The sequence below is a fragment of the Filifactor sp. genome, assembly GCF_057248345.1.
On record NZ_DBHIIC010000028.1, the window covers coordinates 1 to 18075 of the forward strand.

Genomic DNA, 18075 nt, shown 5'->3' on the forward strand with positions numbered 1-18075 from the left:
TCCGGAACTCCTGAAAAACCAAGATTCAACGTATACAGAAGTACAAGCAATATTTATGTGCAAGTGATTGACGATGTAAACAGAGTAACCTTAGTATCTGCTTCTACATTGGATAAAGCGATTAAAGAACAATTAGATAGCACTGGAAATAAAGAAGCTGCAAAACTTGTAGGAAAAGTTGCAGCTGAGAGAGCAATCGAAAAAGGAATTAAAGAGGTAGTATTCGATCGTGGTGGATATATTTATCATGGAAGAGTTCAAGAAGTTGCAGAAGGTGCAAGAGAAGCTGGACTTCAATTTTAGGAAGAAGGAGGGGAAACAATGCAAAGAAAACGAATTGATGCTCGACAACTTGATTTAGAAACAAAAGTAGTCAACATTAGAAGAGTAACAAAGGTAGTAAAAGGAGGTCGTAACTTCCGTTTTGCAGCCCTTGTTGTAGTTGGAGACGGAAACGGACACGTTGGATTAGGAACTGGAAAAGCAAGTGAAGTTCCTGAAGCAATCCGTAAAGCTGAAGAAGATGCTAAGAAAAATATGATAGAAGTACCGATGGTAGGAACTACAATCCCTCATGTAGCGAAAGGAAGATTCGGTGCAGGATATGTAATCATCATGCCAGCTCCGGAAGGAACCGGAGTACTAGCAGGTGGACCTGTTCGTGCCGTACTTGAATTAGCAGGAATTGAAGACGTTCGTGCAAAATCAATTGGTACAAATAATGAAAGAAATATGGTTAATGCAACAATGGAAGGACTAAAATCTCTACGCACTATTGAACAAGTAGCTGAACTTAGGGGTAAAAAAGTTGAAGATCTTTTAGGTTAGGAGGACGAAGATATGTTGAAAATTACATTGAAAAAAAGTCCGATTGGAACTAAACCTAATCAAAGAGGAACATTGGTTGCTTTAGGACTTAAAAAAAGACACCAAACAGTTGAAAAACCGGATAATGCTCAAATCAGAGGAATGATTAGAACGGTTAGTCATCTAGTAGAAGTAGAAGAATAGAAAAAAAGGAGGTGCAAAGATGAAACTACATGAATTAAGACCGGCTGTAGGCGGAGGTACAAAGGCAAGAAAAAGACTAGGTCGTGGTACTGCTACAGGTCAAGGTAAAACTTCAGGAAGAGGACAAAAAGGACAAGGCTCTCGTTCCGGCGGTGGAGTTAGACCGGGATTTGAAGGGGGACAAATGCCTTTAATGAGAAGACTTCCAAAGATTGGTTTTGATAACACAAGATTTGAGAAAAAATACAGTGTAATCAATATTGATCGTTTGAATGGTTTTGAAGACGGAACAGTAGTTGATGCACAGCTATTGAAAGATAGAAAAGTAATTAAAAAGATTGAAAAAGATGGATTGAAAGTACTTGGTAACGGAGAATTCAATAAGAAAATTACGATTAAAGCAAGCAAATTCACAAAATCAGCAATCGAAAAAATAGAAGCTGCAGGAGGAAAGGTAGAGGTGATTTAGTTGTTTGAAGCATTGAAGCGAGCAATGAAAATACCGACATTAAGAAAAAGAATACTCTTTACAGCGATGATGCTGGTAGTATTTAGAATCGGTGCATCTATCCCGACAGCCGGAATGGATACAAGCCTTATCAAGAATCAGCTTAGCCAAAGCAATGTGCTTTCATTGTACGATATGATGTCCGGAGGGGCATTGAGTCAATTTACACTATTTGCTCTTGGTGTGACTCCTTATATCACATCATCCATTATCATGCAGCTTTTAGCAGTAGCGATTCCTACACTGGAAGAAATGCAAAAATCCGGTGAAGACGGAAGAAAGAAAATTTCTGAATATACAAGATATCTATCAGTGGCATTGGCATTGCTCCAATCTTTTGCATTGGTATACGGTATGTTTAGAGGGGCTTTGTTGTCACAAGACCTTTTATCTGTTTTTACAATCGTTATCACACTTACAGCGGGAACAACTTTCTTGATGTGGCTTGGTGAAATTGTAACAGAAAAAGGAATCGGAAATGGTGTTTCTATGATTATCTATGCGGGGATCATTTCAAGATATCCAATTTCCGTAAAACAAACATTAGAATTATCGAAAACAGGAGCAATCAATCCTATTCAAATTATGGTATTTTTGGTTGTTTCCATTGCGATTATCATTGGAGTAATCATGGTATTGGAAGGAGTTCGTAAGATTCCGGTTCAATACGCAAAGAGAGTAGTTGGAAAAAACACTTATGGTGGACAATCTTCTCATATTCCATTGAAAGTAAATCAAGCAGGGGTAATTCCTGTAATTTTCGCATCATCTGTAATGATGTTACCTGAAATGATGAGATTCTTTGTAAGAAATCAAGGATATCAAAATTTTGTGCAAAAATATTTAAGTTCCAATGGAAATCCGGGAATTTATATATATAGTATCATCCAGTTTATACTAGTATTTGCATTCTCATATTTTTATATTTCCATTACCTTCCAACCGGATGAAGTGGCAGACAACTTAAAGAACGGCAATGGTTTTATTCCGGGTATCAGACCGGGGAAACCAACTGAAGAATATATATCAAAATCATTGAATCGTTTAACTTTTGTTGGAGCAGTCTTTTTATCATTGATTGCAGCGTTACCTACAGTTATTTATCATGCAACAGCGATTCCTGTTCGTTTTGGAGGAACCAGTCTATTGATCGTAGTTGGGGTTGCAATTGAAACAATGAGACAAATCAAAGCTCAATCCGTAATGAGACAATATCAAGGATTCTTGAAATAGAAAACAGTGTAGAATTGGGAGATGAAGATATGAATATTATATTATTAGGGCCTCCGGGCGCAGGAAAAGGGACACAGGCAGAACGAATCGTCGAAGCTTATGGAACTGTTCATATTTCTACCGGAGACATCTTTCGAAAAAACATTAAAGAAAATACAGAGCTTGGAAAAAAAGCAAAAGGATATATGGATCAAGGGTTGTTAGTTCCTGATGAATTAGTAGTTGAATTGGTAGCTGACCGTTTGATGCAAGATGATGTTAAAAATGGTTTTATGTTAGACGGTTTTCCAAGAACAACCTTCCAAGCGGAAGAATTGGATAAGGTACTAAACAAATTGGGAACAACAATAGATACAGTAGTAAATATTGAAGTAAACCCTGATATCCTGATTGAACGTGCTGTGGGCAGAAGAATCTGTAAAGGAGACGGTTCAACATACCATGTTAAATTCAATCCTCCACAAAAAGAAGGAATCTGTGACACATGCGGACAAGCACTTTATCAAAGAGATGATGATAAAGAAGAAACAGTAAAAAACAGAATCTCAGTATATATCGATCAAACGAAACCGTTGGTTGATTACTACACAAGTCAAAATAATATTGCAAATATCAATGGCGAACAAAACATTGACAAAGTATTTGAAGATATTAAAGCGGCACTAGGAAGTGACAAGTAGATGATAACTCTCAGATCAAAAAGAGAAATAGAATTACTTCGCGAAGCCGGAAAAATAGTGGCGGAAACACATGCTGTTGTAAAAGAGGCGATAAAGCCCGGCATAAGCACATGGGAATTGGATCAATTAGCATATCAAACGATTGTGAAACATGGTGCGATTCCATCTTTCTTAAACTATAACGGTTTTCCGGGCAGCATCTGTGCTTCCAGAAATGAAATTATAGTTCATGGTATTCCATCAAAAAAAGAAATATTAGAAGAAGGAGACATTATCAGTATTGATATCGGAGCTTTCTACAAAGGATACCATGGAGACAGTGCGAAAACTCATCCCGTAGGGAAGATAAGTAAAGAAGATGAACACTTGATTGTAGCGACAAGACAAAGTTTTTATGACGGAATCGAGTATGCTGTGATTGGAAATCGTCTTTCAGATATCTCTCATCATGTGCAAAAATCAGCAGAAGCGGAAGGGTTTTCTGTAGTAAGAGATTTTACAGGACATGGAGTTGGCACGAAGTTGCATGAAGATCCGGCAGTACCTAACTATGGAGTTCCGAACAAAGGACCTAGATTGTTAGAGGGACTTGTAATTGCGGTAGAACCTATGATCAATATAGGAACATATCGAGTGGCGATTGATGATGATGGATGGACAACAAGAACATTAGATGGCAAGAATTCTGCACACTATGAACATACTTTAGTTATCACAGAACATGGGCCGGAACTTTTGACAGTATTGTAAAAAGGAAGTGCCATGAATAGAGGAACAGTAGTTATTAGTAAAGCAGGACACGATAGATTGGAAAAAATGGTTGTTGTTCGAGTATTAAACGAGAGAGAAGTTTTGGTAATGGATGGGAAAACCAGAACAATCGAACATTTGAAAAAAAAGAACATCAAACATCTTCAAAAGACAAACCAATCCATTGATATCGAAACAATAGAACATTTAAATAATCATTCAGAAATCAACGCCTATGTTAGAAAAGAATTGAAACTGTTAGGCAACTAAGGAGGATATGCAAAGTATGTCAAAAAAAGACGTAATTGAGTTAGAAGGAACAGTAATTGATGCTCTTCCTAATACAATGTTTAAAGTCAAATTAGAGAATGATCACGAAATTATGGCACATATTTCCGGAAAACTTCGTATGAACTTTATTCGCATTTTGCCTGGAGATACAGTGACTGTAGAGCTTTCTCCGTATGACCTTACAAAAGGCCGTATTACATGGAGAAAGAAGTAAGGAGCAGGAGGGAAGAAAATGAAAGTAAGACCATCTGTAAAGCCTATGTGTGAAAAATGCAAAATCATCAGAAGAAACGGAAAAGTAATGGTGATTTGTGAAAATCCAAAACATAAGCAAAAACAAGGTTAAATAGAGTGGAAGACAGATAGAAAATAAATTATAGGAGGTGCAGCTGAATGGCTCGTATTGCAGGTATCGACTTACCAAGAGAAAAAAGAGTGGAAATCGGATTAACCTACATCTTTGGAATTGGTAGACCAACATCCAACAAAATCTTGAAAGACACCGGAATCAATCCTGATACAAGAATCAAAGATTTAACTGAAGAAGAAGTAAACACACTTCGTAAAGCAATTGATGGCTATCTTGTTGAAGGGGACTTAAGAAGAGAAATCTCACTAAACATTAAACGATTAAGAGATATTCGTTGCTATAGAGGAATCCGTCATATGAAGGGATTGCCGGTAAGAGGACAAAAAACAAAAACAAACGCGAGAACTCGTAAAGGTTCAAAACGTACAGTAGGTAGAAAGAAAAAGTAAGAAAGGAAGGAGGGTGAACAATGGCGAAAGTAGTAAGAAAGAAAAATACGAGAATTCGTAGAAGAGAAAGAAAGAACATTGAAAAGGGACATGCTCATATCCAATCTTCTTTCAATAATTCTATCGTAACGTTAAGTGATGTTCATGGAAACGTAATTTCATGGGCAAGTGCAGGACAATTAGGATTCAAAGGCTCAAGAAAATCTACACCGTTTGCTGCACAAATGGCTGCAGAAACTGCTGCAAAAGCAGCTATGGAACACGGACTTCGTTCTGTTGAAGTGTTTGTAAAAGGACCTGGTTCAGGAAGAGAAGCTGCAATTCGTGCATTACAAGCATCCGGACTTGAAGTTACTATGATTAAGGATGTAACACCAATTCCACACAATGGATGTAGACCACCAAAAAGAAGAAGAGTGTAATTGAGACTTAAGAATGGTAATACTACGGTATTACCCTTACCCTCGGTAGAACTTAAATTGTAGAAAATCAAGGAGGGTTTCTAAATAATGATAGAAATAGAAAAACCAAACGTAACGGTCTTAGACTATAGAGACGATTATGGAAAGTTTACAATTGAACCTTTAGAAAGAGGATTTGGAATTACTGTAGGAAATTCATTGAGAAGAGTTTTATTATCCTCTCTGCCTGGAGTTGCAGTAAACTCTATCAAAATCGAAGGTGTGTTGCATGAATTTTCAACCATCCCGGGAGTAAAAGAAGATGTTACGGAAATTATGCTTACTCTAAAAGAATTAGCAATGGTTATGACTGGTGATGACAGCAGACAAAGAACGTTAATCATCGAACAAGAAGGAGAAGGTGTTATTACAGCAGGTGATATTAAATGTCCTTCTGATGTAGAGGTTTTAAATTCCGATCTTCACATTATGACTTGTTCAAAAGATACAAAGCTGTATATGGAAATCAATGTAAGCAAAGGAAGAGGATATGTTTCTTCTGAAGATAACAAGACAGAAGAAATGCCAATTGGAGTGATTCCGATGGATTCTATCTATACTCCTGTTAAAAAGGTAAACTATACGATAGAGCCTACCAGAGTTGGTGCAAGATCTGATTTAGAAAAACTTACATTTGAAATATGGACAAATGGAAGCTTTGAGGTACAAGAAGCTGTTTCTCTAGGTTCCAAAATTTTAATCGAACACCTTAATTTATTCTTGAATTTAAGTGATAAACTAGGCGAAATTGAATTGATGGTTGAAAAAGAAGAAGGTAAGAAAGAAAAAGCCTTAGAAATGACCATTGAAGAATTAGATTTGTCCGTACGATCTTACAATTGTCTAAAACGAGCATCAATCAATACCGTAGAGGAGCTGACCAAGAAAACGGAAGATGATATGATGAAGGTTAGAAACCTTGGTAAAAAATCATTGGAAGAAGTAGTTGGAAAGCTACATGACCTTGGCTTCACCTTGAAACCGGAAGAAGAATAACTGAAAAGGAGGGATAATCATGGCGAAATACAGAAAACTTGGACGAAAGACATCTCATAGAAATTTGATGCTTCGTAATCTGACAACAGAAGTTTTGAAACATGAGCGTATTCAAACAACAGAAATGCGTGCAAAAGAAACAAAACGTATGGTTGACAAAATGATTACACTTGGAAAAAGAGGAGATCTTCACGCAAGAAGACAAGCATTAGCTTATATGTTGGATGAAACAACAGTTAAAAAATTATTTGATGAAATTGCACCTCGTTATGCTGATAGAAACGGCGGATATACAAGAGTGTTAAAAACAGTGCCTAGAAAAGGTGACAATTCACCGATGGCAATCATTGAATTGGTATAATCAATAAACGAGTTTTTATTCATGAATAAAAAAACAAGAACACCGTGTAGTTGCTACATGGTGTTCTTTTGTAAAATATTTTTTTTCTATTACAAAAGATATCTTCCCTTTTAAAATAGGATATAAGAAGGGTATAATCAAGATGTAAACCATATTAGATAAAGGGGGATATGATACCATGAGATATTTAGGAAAACGAATCTATTGTCTGAGTATAGTTCTTACTGCACTGATTCTTGTTACAGGTTGCAATCATACAGAACAGTCAAAAATGGAAAAGAATGATACACTCAACCAATATCGTACCGAGTATGTGGGCGATAATACCAAAGTCATTCAAATTACAAGTAAACAAAGTTATCCGACAGGATACAGTTATGACCATATTGCTATCGAATCTAAGGAAGAACCGTACGAATTGACAGTCTACTTAACAGTTGAGGGAGCTGATGAGGATGCAAAGAAAAAGTTAGAAGAAAATGCAGATGTAACCTTTGAGCTGATAGGAAATGTAGATAGTATTAAATATATTGATGCAAGAACGGCGGATGAAATTGCATCCTTTACAAAAGATTTCTAATTGAAAAATAAAAGAAAAAAACAAACTATCAAGCAAAAATACTTGACAGTTTGTTTTTTTCTGTGTATGATAAGTAAAGAGTTTTGAATCGGCCATTACCAATAGAGGAGGAACGGGAATTGGATTTGGAAAAATTTGTAGAAATTGAGTTACTTTTCTCCCTATATCAACAACTTTTAACAGAGAAGCAAAGAAAGGTAATGGGATATTATTATCAGGAAGATTATTCCCTGTCAGAGATTAGTGATTTACTTGGAATCTCACGTCAGGCAGTTCATGATAATATCAAACGAACAGAAATACAACTGTTCGGTTATGAATCAAAACTGAAATTATCTGAGAAACTCAGTAAAACAGAAGAAGTTGAGAAAAATCTCAATCGATTAGAAGAGTTGTTGAGTAAGGAAACTGTGTCTCTTCAAACGAAAAAAATGGTTGAAACGATAAAATCACAGTGTAAGGAGCTGTTGGAATGATATTTGAAGGATTAGCAGATAAACTTCAAAGCACGTTGAAAGATTTGCGTGGAAAAGGAAAACTGAGCGAAAAAGATATTGACACAGCAATGCGTGAAGTAAAATTGGCACTTTTGGAAGCGGATGTAAACTTCAAGGTAGTAAAAGACTTTGTCAAAAAAGTAAAGGAACGTTCCCTTGGTGCAGAAGTAATGGAAAGTTTGACTCCGGGACAACAAGTTGTTAAAATCGTAAATGATGAGATGACAAACTTGATGGGATCAGTTCAAAGCAGAATTTCCTTTGCATCCAAACCACCGACAGTTGTGATGATGGTTGGATTACAGGGTGCCGGAAAAACAACAACGGTAGCTAAAATAGGACATTTGTTCAAAAAACAAGGTAAGGTTCCAATGGCGATTGCTTGTGACATCTATCGACCTGCAGCAATCAAACAATTGCAAGTTGTTGGAGAACAGGCCGGAATTACAGTTTATACAGAAGAAGGAAATCAAGATCCGGTAAGCATTGCAAAAAATGGTGTGGAACGTGCGAAAGTATTAGGTCATGACTTAGTGTTGATTGATACGGCAGGACGATTGCATATAGATGAAGAATTGATGGATGAATTGAAACAAATTAAAGAACAGGTTCGTCCAACTGAAATTTTGTTGGTGGTTGATTCCATGACAGGGCAAGATGCTGTCAATGTATCCCAAAGTTTTGACGAAGCACTTGGAGTAGATGGAATTGTACTAACGAAGTTAGATGGTGATACTCGTGGGGGGGCGGCACTTTCCATTAAAGCAGTAACCGGAAAACCGATTAAGTTTTCAGCCATCGGAGAAAAACTTGGTGATTTAGAACCATTTTATCCGGACAGAATGGCATCTCGAATTCTTGGAATGGGAGATATGCTCAGTCTGATTGAAAAAGCGCAATCCTCTTTTGATGAAAAAGAAGCAAAGAAACTGGAAGAAAAAATCAAAAAACAGGAATTGGATTTTGACGACTTTTTAAATCAGATGCAACAGATAAAAAAAATGGGACCGTTGAAGAATATTCTGGAGATGATACCGGGAATGCCAAGTAATATCAAAGATATGGATATTGATGATAATGCACTGGCTCATACAGAAGCGATTATCCGTTCCATGACATTGAAAGAAAGAAGAAATCCTGATATCATCAATGCATCACGAAGAAAAAGAATTGCGACAGGTTCGGGAACTAGCGTTTCCGAAGTCAATAAATTGATTAAGCAATTCGGTGAAATGAAAAAAATGATGAAAAGAATGGGACCAATGGCCAAGAACAAAAAAGGGAAAAAAGGAATGATGAATTTTCCAAAAGGATTCAACTTTCCATTTTAAGTAAGAGTGTAATAATGGTATCATTATTCACATAGATATTTCAAAATACAGGAGGTGAATATAACATGGTAAAAATCAGATTGAGAAGAATGGGTGCACACAAAAAACCTTTCTATAGAATAGTTGTTGCTGATTCCAGGGCACCAAGAAATGGACGTTTCATCGAAGAAATCGGGTACTACAATCCAATTGCTGAACCAAAAGTTGTTCAAGTCGATGAAGAAAAAGCTTTGAAATGGATGTTGGTAGGAGCACAAACCAGTGAAACTGTAAAATCATTGTTCAGAAAGAACGGTATTTTAGAAAAATTTGAAGCTGCAAAATCAGAAAACAAAGCAAAATAGTAATTGGTTATCTGTTCGATAGAAAAACCATCACCCGCTCGTTGGAGGGACAAATATGGGAGAATTAGTAGCATTTATTGCAAAATCTTTGGTTGATTATCCGGAACAAGTGGAAGTATCTGAAACATACGGACAACAATCTATCATTGTTGAATTGCGTGTTGCTCCGGATGATATGGGGAAAGTAATCGGCAAGCAAGGTAGAATTGCAAAAGCGATTCGTACCGTAGTTAGAGCTGTAGCAATCAAAGAAAACAAAAAAGTAATTGTAGAAATTATCGACTAACAGACTAAAAAAGTCAGAAGAAAAACTTCTGATTTTTTTTGCATTTATTAAAAGTGAAAACATACAAACGGATTTTCCATCAAAGAACAGATAACAAGCAAACATATAACCTATGATGTGAATGAAAAATGGATACCAATAATAGCATAGATGTAATCACATTTTGTTCGTATTGACATATCATATAAAATGGTTGCATCCTAAAAATTGATAACTGATGTTTTGATAAACATTAATTATACAGTGTTTGCTTTTAAAAAATAAGATTTGATGATAGACAAAGATTGACTTACTTTTCAAAAGAAGTAAGAAAATAGGCAAGGACTTGCATACTATAGGAATAAATTGTTTGAAAGGAATAAAATATGAAACAATATCGTATCGGAACCATTATCAAACCGCATGGATTAAAAGGAGAAGTGAAGGTGTACCCTCATACAGATGATTTATCTAGATTTGAGGATGCTTCTTATCTGATTGTAGGTGAAACAGAAGAAAAATTGGAAATACAGTCAGCAAGAGAACAAAAAGGAATGGTATTTTTGAAATTCAAAAATAAGAATACCATCGAATCAATAGAGTATTTGATTAGAAAAGATCTTTATGTCAATGCAGAAAATATGAGAGAATTGGAAGACGATGAGTATATGATAGATACCTTAATCGGCTTAGAAGTGTATTTGGAAGATGATAAAAAAATCGGTGTGGTAACAGATTTCTTACAGTATACAGCTAACGATGTGTTTGTGATAACATTAGAATCCGGACAAAAAGCAATGATACCGTTTTTGAAGCAGTTTGTTCCAAAAATAGATATGGAAAATAAAAAAATGATAATCCGACCAATCAAAGGAATGATAGAAGAATGAAATTTCATGTAATGACATTGTTTCCTGAAGTGATTACTTCCTACACAGGAGAAAGCATCTTAAAGAGAGCTCAAGAAAAGCAGTCAATAGAAGTCATTTGCTATAATATTCGTGATTATTCTTTGAATAAGCACAAAAAAGTAGACGATTATCCTTTTGGAGGAGGAGAGGGAATGGTGATGTCCGTTCAGCCAATCTATGATTGTTATCAGGCAATTGTATCAACTATTCCTAAAGAAGAAACCTATCACACAATCTATCTGTCCCCAAGAGGAAAGACATTCCAACAGAAAAAGGCAGAGGAGATGTTAGAGTGGGATCATTTGATTTTATTATGTGGACACTATGAAGGAATTGATGAAAGAGCGATTGATTTTTTGAAAGCGGAAGAAGTTTCAATAGGAGATTATATTTTGACCGGAGGAGAATTGCCGGCTATGGTTCTGATTGATACAGTTTCGAGGATGGTAGAAGGTGTGTTGTCCAGCAAAGACTGTTATGAAAAGGAAAGTTTTTATGATTCGTTGTTGGAACATCCTCAATATACAAGGCCGAGAGAATTTTTAGGAGAGGAAGTTCCAAAAGTGTTATTGTCCGGAAATCATCAGAAGATTGAGGAATGGAGAAGAGAACAATCTTTGAAAAAAACCTGTGAAGTACGACCGGACTTACTTGAAAAAGCAAAATTAAGCCAAAAAGAAAAAAGTTTGATTCAACAGTGGAAAGAAACTGGAACCAATAACGAGAAGACAAGAGAAGAATAAAAGTATACGTTTTAGGAAACAAAACTTTGAATGATAAAAACAACAAAAAAATCGAATATATCTTTGATAAACATTGTAAAAAAAAAAACAATATGATAGAATACTAGAATGCAATAGAATTAAGAATGGGTATTTTTGCCCATTTCTACATTCTAAATAAGTGAAGAGGTGAATACTGAATGCCACATCCACATCCTGTGAAAATTGGGAGAAAGACAAGAATGAGTTTTTCTCAAATCGACGAAGTAGCAGAACTTCCAAATCTGATAGAGCTTCAATTAGACTCTTATAACTGGTTTGTAAAAGAGGGATTGAGAGAAGTTTTTGAAGAAGTATTTCCGATTGAAGATTACACCGGAAATATAAAATTGGAGTTTGTCGATTACAAACTGGAAAATGATTCAAAATATGATGTAGAAGAGAGTAAAGAAAGAGATGTAAACTATGCAGCTCCTCTTAAAGTTCAGGTAAGGTTGACAGTTCCTGATGAAGACGGTTCTCGTATTGTCAAAAATGAAACGGGAGATCCGGTGTTTTTAGGAGACTTCCCATTGATGACAGAAAAAGGGACATTTATCATCAACGGAGCGGAACGTGTTATTGTAAGTCAGCTTGTTCGTTCTCCGGGAGTGTACTACGCACAAGAAATTGATAAGTCAGGAAAACAATTGATTTCCTCAACCGTCATTCCGAATCGAGGTGCATGGTTAGAGTATGAGACAGATTCTAATGATGTAGTTTCCGTTCGTATTGACAGAGATCGTAAACAACCGATTACCATGTTGTTACGTGCATTTGGATATGGAACAGATGAACAAATTATACAGTTACTTGGAGATGATGAAAGAATCCAAGCAACTTTGGCAAAAGATAATACCAATTCAAGAGAAGAAGGGATTATCGAAATTTATAAAAAGATGCGTCCGGGCGAACCTCCAACATTGGAAAGTGCGGAGTCTTTGCTACACATGATGTTTTTTGACAGCAAAAGATACGATTTGGCAAAGGTTGGACGTTACAAATTCAATAAAAAATTAGCAATTTCAGCTCGTACAATCGGCAGAGTGTTGGCAGAAGATGTTGTGAATCCATATACCGGAGAATTGGTAATGGAAGCAGGAACAAAAGTAACCTATCAAAATGCACATTTGATTGACGACTGCGGTTGTGAGTATGTATATATTCAAATAGATGATACCAAATCAGTAAAAGTAATCGGTAACCGATTCGTAGATATCCATAACTTCATTGATATTGATATTTCTGATTTAAAAATCAAACAAAAAGTAAGATACAATGTATTGAAAGAAATTTTGGAAGAAGCGAAAAATGATGAAGAATTAAAAGACTTAATCAAACGCAGAAAACGTGAATTGGTACCAAAACATATCGTAATCGAGGATATTGTTGCATCAATCAGTTATCAATTCAATTTGTTCTATGGATTAGGAAACGTAGATGACATCGACCACTTGGGAAATCGTCGAGTTCGTTCTGTAGGAGAGTTGTTGCAAAACCAATTCCGTATCGGTTTATCCAGAATGGAACGTGTGATTCGTGAAAGAATGACTGTGCAAGATACTATGGAATTGACACCGAACAGCTTAATCAACATCAGACCTGTTACAGCTGCAATTAAAGAATTCTTCGGTTCGTCTCAGTTATCTCAATTCATGGATCAGAACAATCCGTTGGCAGAGTTGACACATAAAAGAAGACTTTCTGCATTGGGACCTGGTGGATTGTCAAGAGAAAGAGCCGGATTTGAGGTTCGAGACGTTCACTATTCTCACTATGGAAGAATGTGTCCGATTGAAACTCCGGAAGGACCAAACATCGGTTTAATCAACTCATTGTCCGTATTTGCAAAAATCAATGAATATGGATTTATCGAATCTCCATATCGTGTAGTAGATAAAGAGAACCAAAGAGTAACAGATGAAATTCGTTATCTGACAGCAGATGAGGAAGACTTATATATTCGTGCACAAGCAAACGAACCATTGGATGAAAATCAATGTTTTGTAAATGATCGTGTTGCTTGTCGTACTACACAAGGTAACTTGTTACTTGTGGAACCGAAAAACGTAGATTTCATGGACGTTTCTCCAAAACAAGTTGTTTCCGTAGCGACAGCTATGATTCCGTTTTTAGAAAACGATGACGCCAACCGTGCCTTGATGGGATCCAACATGCAGCGTCAAGCAGTGCCGTTGTTACGTAGAGAAGCACCGGTAGTAGGAACTGCGATCGAGTATCGTGCAGCAGTAGATTCCGGAGCCGTTGTCGTAGCAAAAAATGATGGAGTAGTAGAAAAAGTTTCTGCAAGACAGGTTGTGATTCGTCGTGAAGATGGTGAAGTAGATAACTACTCACTACTGAAATTTAAACGTTCCAACCAAGGAACCTGCATTAACCAAACAGTAATTGTAAACAAAGGCGATATTGTAAAAAAAGGAGATGCCATAGCAGATGGACCGTCTACCGACCTTGGAGAAATTGCACTTGGAAGAAATTGTCTTGTAGCATTCATGACATGGGAAGGTTACAATTACGAAGATGCGATTTTGATAAATGAACGTTTAGTAAAAGAAGACAGGTTGTCCAGTATTCATATTGAAGAATATGAAGCAGAGGCAAGAGATACCAAACTTGGACCTGAAGAAATTACAAGAGATATTCCAAATGTGGGTGAAGATGCAATCAAAGACCTGGATGAAAACGGAATCATCCGCATAGGAGCTGAAGTAGAATCCGGAGATATTTTGGTAGGAAAAGTAACACCGAAAGGTGAAACTGAAATTACACCGGAAGAAAGACTTCTTCGTGCAATCTTTGGAGAAAAAGCAAGAGAAGTAAGAGATACCTCTTTGAAAGTACCTCATGGAGAATCGGGAATTATCGTGGATGTCAAAATTTTCCGTAGAGAAAATGGAGATGAATTGGCAGCGGGAGTAAACGAGTTGGTTCGTTGCTATATCGCACAAAAACGTAAAATCAACGTTGGAGATAAAATGGCGGGACGCCATGGAAACAAAGGTGTTATTTCAAGAATTTTACCGGAAGAGGATATGCCATTCTTACCGGATGGAACACCGCTTGAAATTGTATTGAACCCGCTTGGGGTACCATCTCGTATGAACATAGGACAAGTTTTGGAAGTTCACATGGGATTAGCTGCAAAAAAATTAGGATGGAATGTAGCAACACCGGTATTTGACGGTGCAAACGAACAGGATGTATTTGAAGCTTTGAAAGAAGCAGGATATCCACAAGACGGAAAAATTCAACTACAAGATGGTAGAACAGGTGAATTCTTTGATGGAAGAGTTACTGTAGGATATATGTATATGATGAAACTGCACCACTTGGTTGACGATAAAATCCATGCACGTTCCACAGGCCCATACTCACTTGTTACACAACAACCGTTGGGTGGAAAAGCGCAATTCGGTGGACAACGTTTTGGGGAAATGGAAGTTTGGGCATTGGAAGCCTATGGTGCGGCACATACCCTTCAAGAAATTTTGACAGTGAAGTCAGATGATGTGGTTGGTCGTGTTCAAACCTATGAAGCGATTATTAAAGGAAAGAATGTTCCGGAACCCGGAATTCCTGAATCCTTCAAAGTTTTGATTAAAGAATTACAGTCTTTATGTTTGGATATTAAGTTATTATCTGAATTTGATGAAGAAATCAAAGTGGCAGAATCTCAAGATGAGATGGCAATCGAAGATCATTTCCATTATGTAGATGAAGAAAGAGACGGTATGATTATCGAAGATTTATCAGAAGAAGACTCTGAAGATGACAATCAGTTTGACCTGGATTTTGAAGGTGAAGATGAGTTTTCGGAAGAAGATGACGATAGTGTATTAGTAGATGATATTGATTTAGATGACAGTCTGGATTTTTAAGACTGAGAAGAAAATTGATACAAACCGGTAACCGTAAAATTCTATGATATAAGGAAAGGAGAATGGCTCCTTGTTTGAATTAGATAATTTTGAGTCAATACAGATAGGTTTAGCATCCCCGGATAAAATCCGTGAATGGTCAAAAGGGGAAGTAAAAAAGCCAGAAACCATTAACTACAGAACATTAAAACCTGAAAAAGACGGTTTGTTCTGTGAACGAATTTTCGGTCCTACAAAGGATTGGGAATGTCATTGTGGAAAATATAAAAAAGATCGTGCAAGACACAAAGGAATTATATGTGATCGTTGTGGAGTAGAAGTAACTCGTTCCAATGTTCGAAGAGAACGTATGGGACATATTGAACTAGCGACACCTGTTTCTCACGTTTGGTACTTCAAAGGAATTCCATCCAGAATGGGTATTTTGTTGGATATGTCACCTCGTGCTTTGGAAAAAATCCTTTACTTTGCAAACTATGTTGTAGTAGATGCAGGGGAAACAAACCTAATTGAAGGAACCTTGCTTGGAGAAAATGAATATCGTGAAGCTTTAGATGAGTACGGTGAAAATGCTTTTGTTGCCTTGATGGGAGCAGAAGCTGTGAAACAACTTTTGAAAAAAATTGACTTAGAGAAACTTTCTGAAGAATTGAAACTTCGTTTGGAAGATGCAACAGGTCAAAAGAAGATAAAAATGGTGCGCCGTTTGGAAATCGTGGAAGCATTCTTGAAATCCGGAAACGATCCGACATGGATGGTTTTAGATGTTGTGCCTGTTATTCCACCGGAATTAAGACCTATGGTTCAATTGGATGGAGGCCGTTTTGCAACATCAGATTTGAACGATTTATATCGTCGTGTTATCAATCGTAACAATCGTTTAAAAAGATTATTGGACTTGGGAGCACCTGACATTATCGTTCGTAATGAAAAAAGAATGTTACAAGAATCAGTTGACGCTTTGATAGATAATGGTAGAAAAGGAAAACCGGTAACAGGTCCGGGAAATCGTCCGTTAAAATCACTATCTGATATGTTGAAAGGGAAACAAGGTCGTTTCCGTCAAAACCTACTTGGAAAACGTGTAGACTATTCAGGACGTTCTGTAATCGTAGTAGGGCCTGAATTGAAGTTCTATCAATGTGGACTTCCTAAAAAAATGGCATTGGAGCTATTCAAACCATTTGTCATGAACCAATTAGTAGAAAGAGGATATGCACTTAATATCAAAAATGCAAAACGATTGGTGGAAAAAGTAAAACCCGAAGTTTGGGATATCCTGCAAGATGTCATCAAAGGGCATCCCGTTATGTTAAACCGTGCTCCGACATTGCATAGACTTGGGATTCAAGCATTCGAACCGGTTTTAGTGGAAGGAAAAGCAATCAAGTTGCACCCATTGGTTTGTACTGCATACAATGCAGACTTTGACGGTGACCAAATGGCAGTTCACGTTCCATTATCAGTAGAGGCACAGTCAGAAGGTCGCATGTTAATGCTTTCTGTCAACAATATTTTGGCGCCGAAAGACGGTTCTCCAATTACAACACCGACACAAGATATGGTGCTTGGTTCCTACTACTTGACCATAGAAGAAAAGAACCAAAAAGGAGAAGGCTCGATCTTCAAAGATATGGAAGAAATGATGCTTGCATACGAAAACAAAGCAGTTAGCCTTCATGCACGTGTCAAAGTGCGTATCAAGAAAGACGAATCGGATAGAGGACAATTAGTAGAATCTACAGTAGGTCGATTTATATTCAACGAAAACATTCCACAAAATTTGGGATATGTTGATAGAGAGCAAGATCCTTACTCCTTGGAAGTAGATTTCTTAGTAGATAAAAAACAACTTGGAAACGTGATTGACCGATGCTTTAGAAGACATGGAAATACTATTACTTCCATCATGTTGGACAATATTAAGAGTCTTGGATTCAAATATTCTACTAAGAGTGCAATTACTGTATCCATCGCCGATATGGAAATTCCACCGGAGAAAAAAGAATTACTTCAAGAAGCGGAAAGTAAGGTTCAACGTTATGAACGTGATTACAAGCGAGGTTTAATGAGCGATGATGAACGATATGAACGTGTTATTGAAACATGGTCAAAGACAACAGATAAAGTAACCGATGCGTTGATGGGACACTTGAGTCCTCTTAACAATATCAACATCATGGCACAATCCGGAGCCCGTGGATCTAAGAATCAAATTCGTCAAGTTGCAGGAATGCGTGGGTTGATGGCGAATGCAACCGGTAAAACAGTAGAAATTCCGGTAAAAGCGAACTTCCGTGAAGGATTGACCGTATTGGAATACTTTACATCTTCACACGGGGCACGGAAAGGTCTTGCCGATACAGCGCTTCGTACAGCCGATTCAGGTTATTTGACAAGACGTTTGGTAGACGTATCACAAGATGTTATCATTCGT

23 protein-coding genes are annotated in these 18075 nt (G+C 36.9%); all 23 read left to right on the plus strand.

Annotated elements, in window-relative coordinates; all coding sequences use genetic code 11:
* On the plus strand, positions 1-303 hold a 303-nt coding region (gene rplR / locus ACO5GE_RS05705; RefSeq protein ID WP_484829964.1), incomplete at its 5' end, for a 50S ribosomal protein L18.
* Between the two features lie 18 nt (positions 304-321).
* Positions 322-828 carry a 30S ribosomal protein S5 gene (rpsE, locus tag ACO5GE_RS05710; RefSeq protein WP_484829965.1) on the plus strand — a complete coding sequence of 169 codons (507 nt, stop codon included), beginning with the start codon at positions 322-324 and terminating at the stop codon, positions 826-828.
* Positions 829-840: 12 nt separating this feature from the next.
* Positions 841-1011, plus strand: coding sequence for a 50S ribosomal protein L30 (rpmD, locus tag ACO5GE_RS05715; protein ID WP_442562865.1), 171 nt, complete (start codon positions 841-843; stop codon positions 1009-1011).
* 19 nt (positions 1012-1030) lie between these two features.
* Positions 1031-1480, plus strand: a complete 450-nt coding sequence (gene rplO, locus ACO5GE_RS05720) for a 50S ribosomal protein L15 (RefSeq protein WP_484829966.1) — start codon at positions 1031-1033, stop codon at positions 1478-1480.
* On the plus strand, positions 1481-2752 hold the full coding sequence (gene secY, locus ACO5GE_RS05725) for a preprotein translocase subunit SecY (protein WP_484829967.1): 1272 nt from the start codon (positions 1481-1483) through the stop codon (positions 2750-2752). It abuts the gene before it with no gap.
* Between the two features lie 29 nt (positions 2753-2781).
* Positions 2782-3432, plus strand: a complete 651-nt coding sequence (locus tag ACO5GE_RS05730) for an adenylate kinase (protein WP_484829968.1) — start codon at positions 2782-2784, stop codon at positions 3430-3432.
* Complete coding sequence (gene map, locus ACO5GE_RS05735) at positions 3433-4182, plus strand: type I methionyl aminopeptidase (RefSeq protein WP_484829969.1); 750 nt, start codon at positions 3433-3435, stop codon at positions 4180-4182.
* Positions 4183-4194: 12 nt separating this feature from the next.
* The gene (locus ACO5GE_RS05740; protein ID WP_484829970.1) at positions 4195-4452 is read left to right on the plus strand and encodes a hypothetical protein; all 258 of its coding nucleotides are present in this window, start codon (positions 4195-4197) and stop codon (positions 4450-4452) included.
* Positions 4453-4468: 16 nt separating this feature from the next.
* Entirely contained in the window at positions 4469-4687 is a 219-nt protein-coding gene (gene infA / locus ACO5GE_RS05745; RefSeq protein WP_014262816.1) for a translation initiation factor IF-1, read from the plus strand.
* Positions 4688-4705: 18 nt separating this feature from the next.
* The gene (gene rpmJ, locus ACO5GE_RS05750) at positions 4706-4819 is read left to right on the plus strand and encodes a 50S ribosomal protein L36 (RefSeq protein ID WP_014262815.1); all 114 of its coding nucleotides are present in this window, start codon (positions 4706-4708) and stop codon (positions 4817-4819) included.
* Positions 4820-4866: 47 nt separating this feature from the next.
* Positions 4867-5232 carry a 30S ribosomal protein S13 gene (gene rpsM, locus ACO5GE_RS05755; RefSeq protein WP_484829971.1) on the plus strand — a complete coding sequence of 122 codons (366 nt, stop codon included), beginning with the start codon at positions 4867-4869 and terminating at the stop codon, positions 5230-5232.
* A gap of 20 nt (positions 5233-5252) precedes the next feature.
* Positions 5253-5654, plus strand: coding sequence for a 30S ribosomal protein S11 (rpsK, locus tag ACO5GE_RS05760; protein WP_484829972.1), 402 nt, complete (start codon positions 5253-5255; stop codon positions 5652-5654).
* Positions 5655-5741: 87 nt separating this feature from the next.
* Complete coding sequence (locus ACO5GE_RS05765; protein WP_484829973.1) at positions 5742-6689, plus strand: DNA-directed RNA polymerase subunit alpha; 948 nt, start codon at positions 5742-5744, stop codon at positions 6687-6689.
* A 19-nt stretch (positions 6690-6708) separates the two neighbouring features.
* Positions 6709-7050, plus strand: a complete 342-nt coding sequence (gene rplQ / locus ACO5GE_RS05770) for a 50S ribosomal protein L17 (RefSeq protein ID WP_484829974.1) — start codon at positions 6709-6711, stop codon at positions 7048-7050.
* A gap of 178 nt (positions 7051-7228) precedes the next feature.
* Positions 7229-7630, plus strand: coding sequence for a DUF4825 domain-containing protein (locus ACO5GE_RS05775; protein WP_484829975.1), 402 nt, complete (start codon positions 7229-7231; stop codon positions 7628-7630).
* A 119-nt stretch (positions 7631-7749) separates the two neighbouring features.
* On the plus strand, positions 7750-8106 hold the full coding sequence (ylxM, locus tag ACO5GE_RS05780) for a YlxM family DNA-binding protein (protein ID WP_484829976.1): 357 nt from the start codon (positions 7750-7752) through the stop codon (positions 8104-8106).
* Complete coding sequence (ffh, locus tag ACO5GE_RS05785) at positions 8103-9458, plus strand: signal recognition particle protein (RefSeq protein ID WP_484829977.1); 1356 nt, start codon at positions 8103-8105, stop codon at positions 9456-9458. The genes ylxM and ffh overlap by 4 nt, the downstream gene beginning before the upstream one ends.
* A gap of 65 nt (positions 9459-9523) precedes the next feature.
* Positions 9524-9802, plus strand: coding sequence for a 30S ribosomal protein S16 (gene rpsP, locus ACO5GE_RS05790; protein ID WP_484829978.1), 279 nt, complete (start codon positions 9524-9526; stop codon positions 9800-9802).
* Between the two features lie 55 nt (positions 9803-9857).
* On the plus strand, positions 9858-10088 hold the full coding sequence (locus tag ACO5GE_RS05795) for a KH domain-containing protein (RefSeq protein WP_484829979.1): 231 nt from the start codon (positions 9858-9860) through the stop codon (positions 10086-10088).
* Between the two features lie 365 nt (positions 10089-10453).
* Positions 10454-10957, plus strand: coding sequence for a ribosome maturation factor RimM (gene rimM, locus ACO5GE_RS05800; RefSeq protein WP_484829980.1), 504 nt, complete (start codon positions 10454-10456; stop codon positions 10955-10957).
* A complete protein-coding gene (gene trmD, locus ACO5GE_RS05805; RefSeq protein ID WP_484829981.1) occupies positions 10954-11721 on the plus strand; it encodes a tRNA (guanosine(37)-N1)-methyltransferase TrmD in 768 nt (255 codons plus the stop codon). The genes rimM and trmD overlap by 4 nt, the downstream gene beginning before the upstream one ends.
* A 179-nt stretch (positions 11722-11900) precedes the next feature.
* A complete protein-coding gene (gene rpoB, locus ACO5GE_RS05810) occupies positions 11901-15638 on the plus strand; it encodes a DNA-directed RNA polymerase subunit beta (protein ID WP_484829982.1) in 3738 nt (1245 codons plus the stop codon).
* A gap of 70 nt (positions 15639-15708) precedes the next feature.
* Positions 15709-18075: DNA-directed RNA polymerase subunit beta' (gene rpoC / locus ACO5GE_RS05815; protein WP_484829983.1), on the plus strand; the 2367-nt coding region annotated here is incomplete at its 3' end.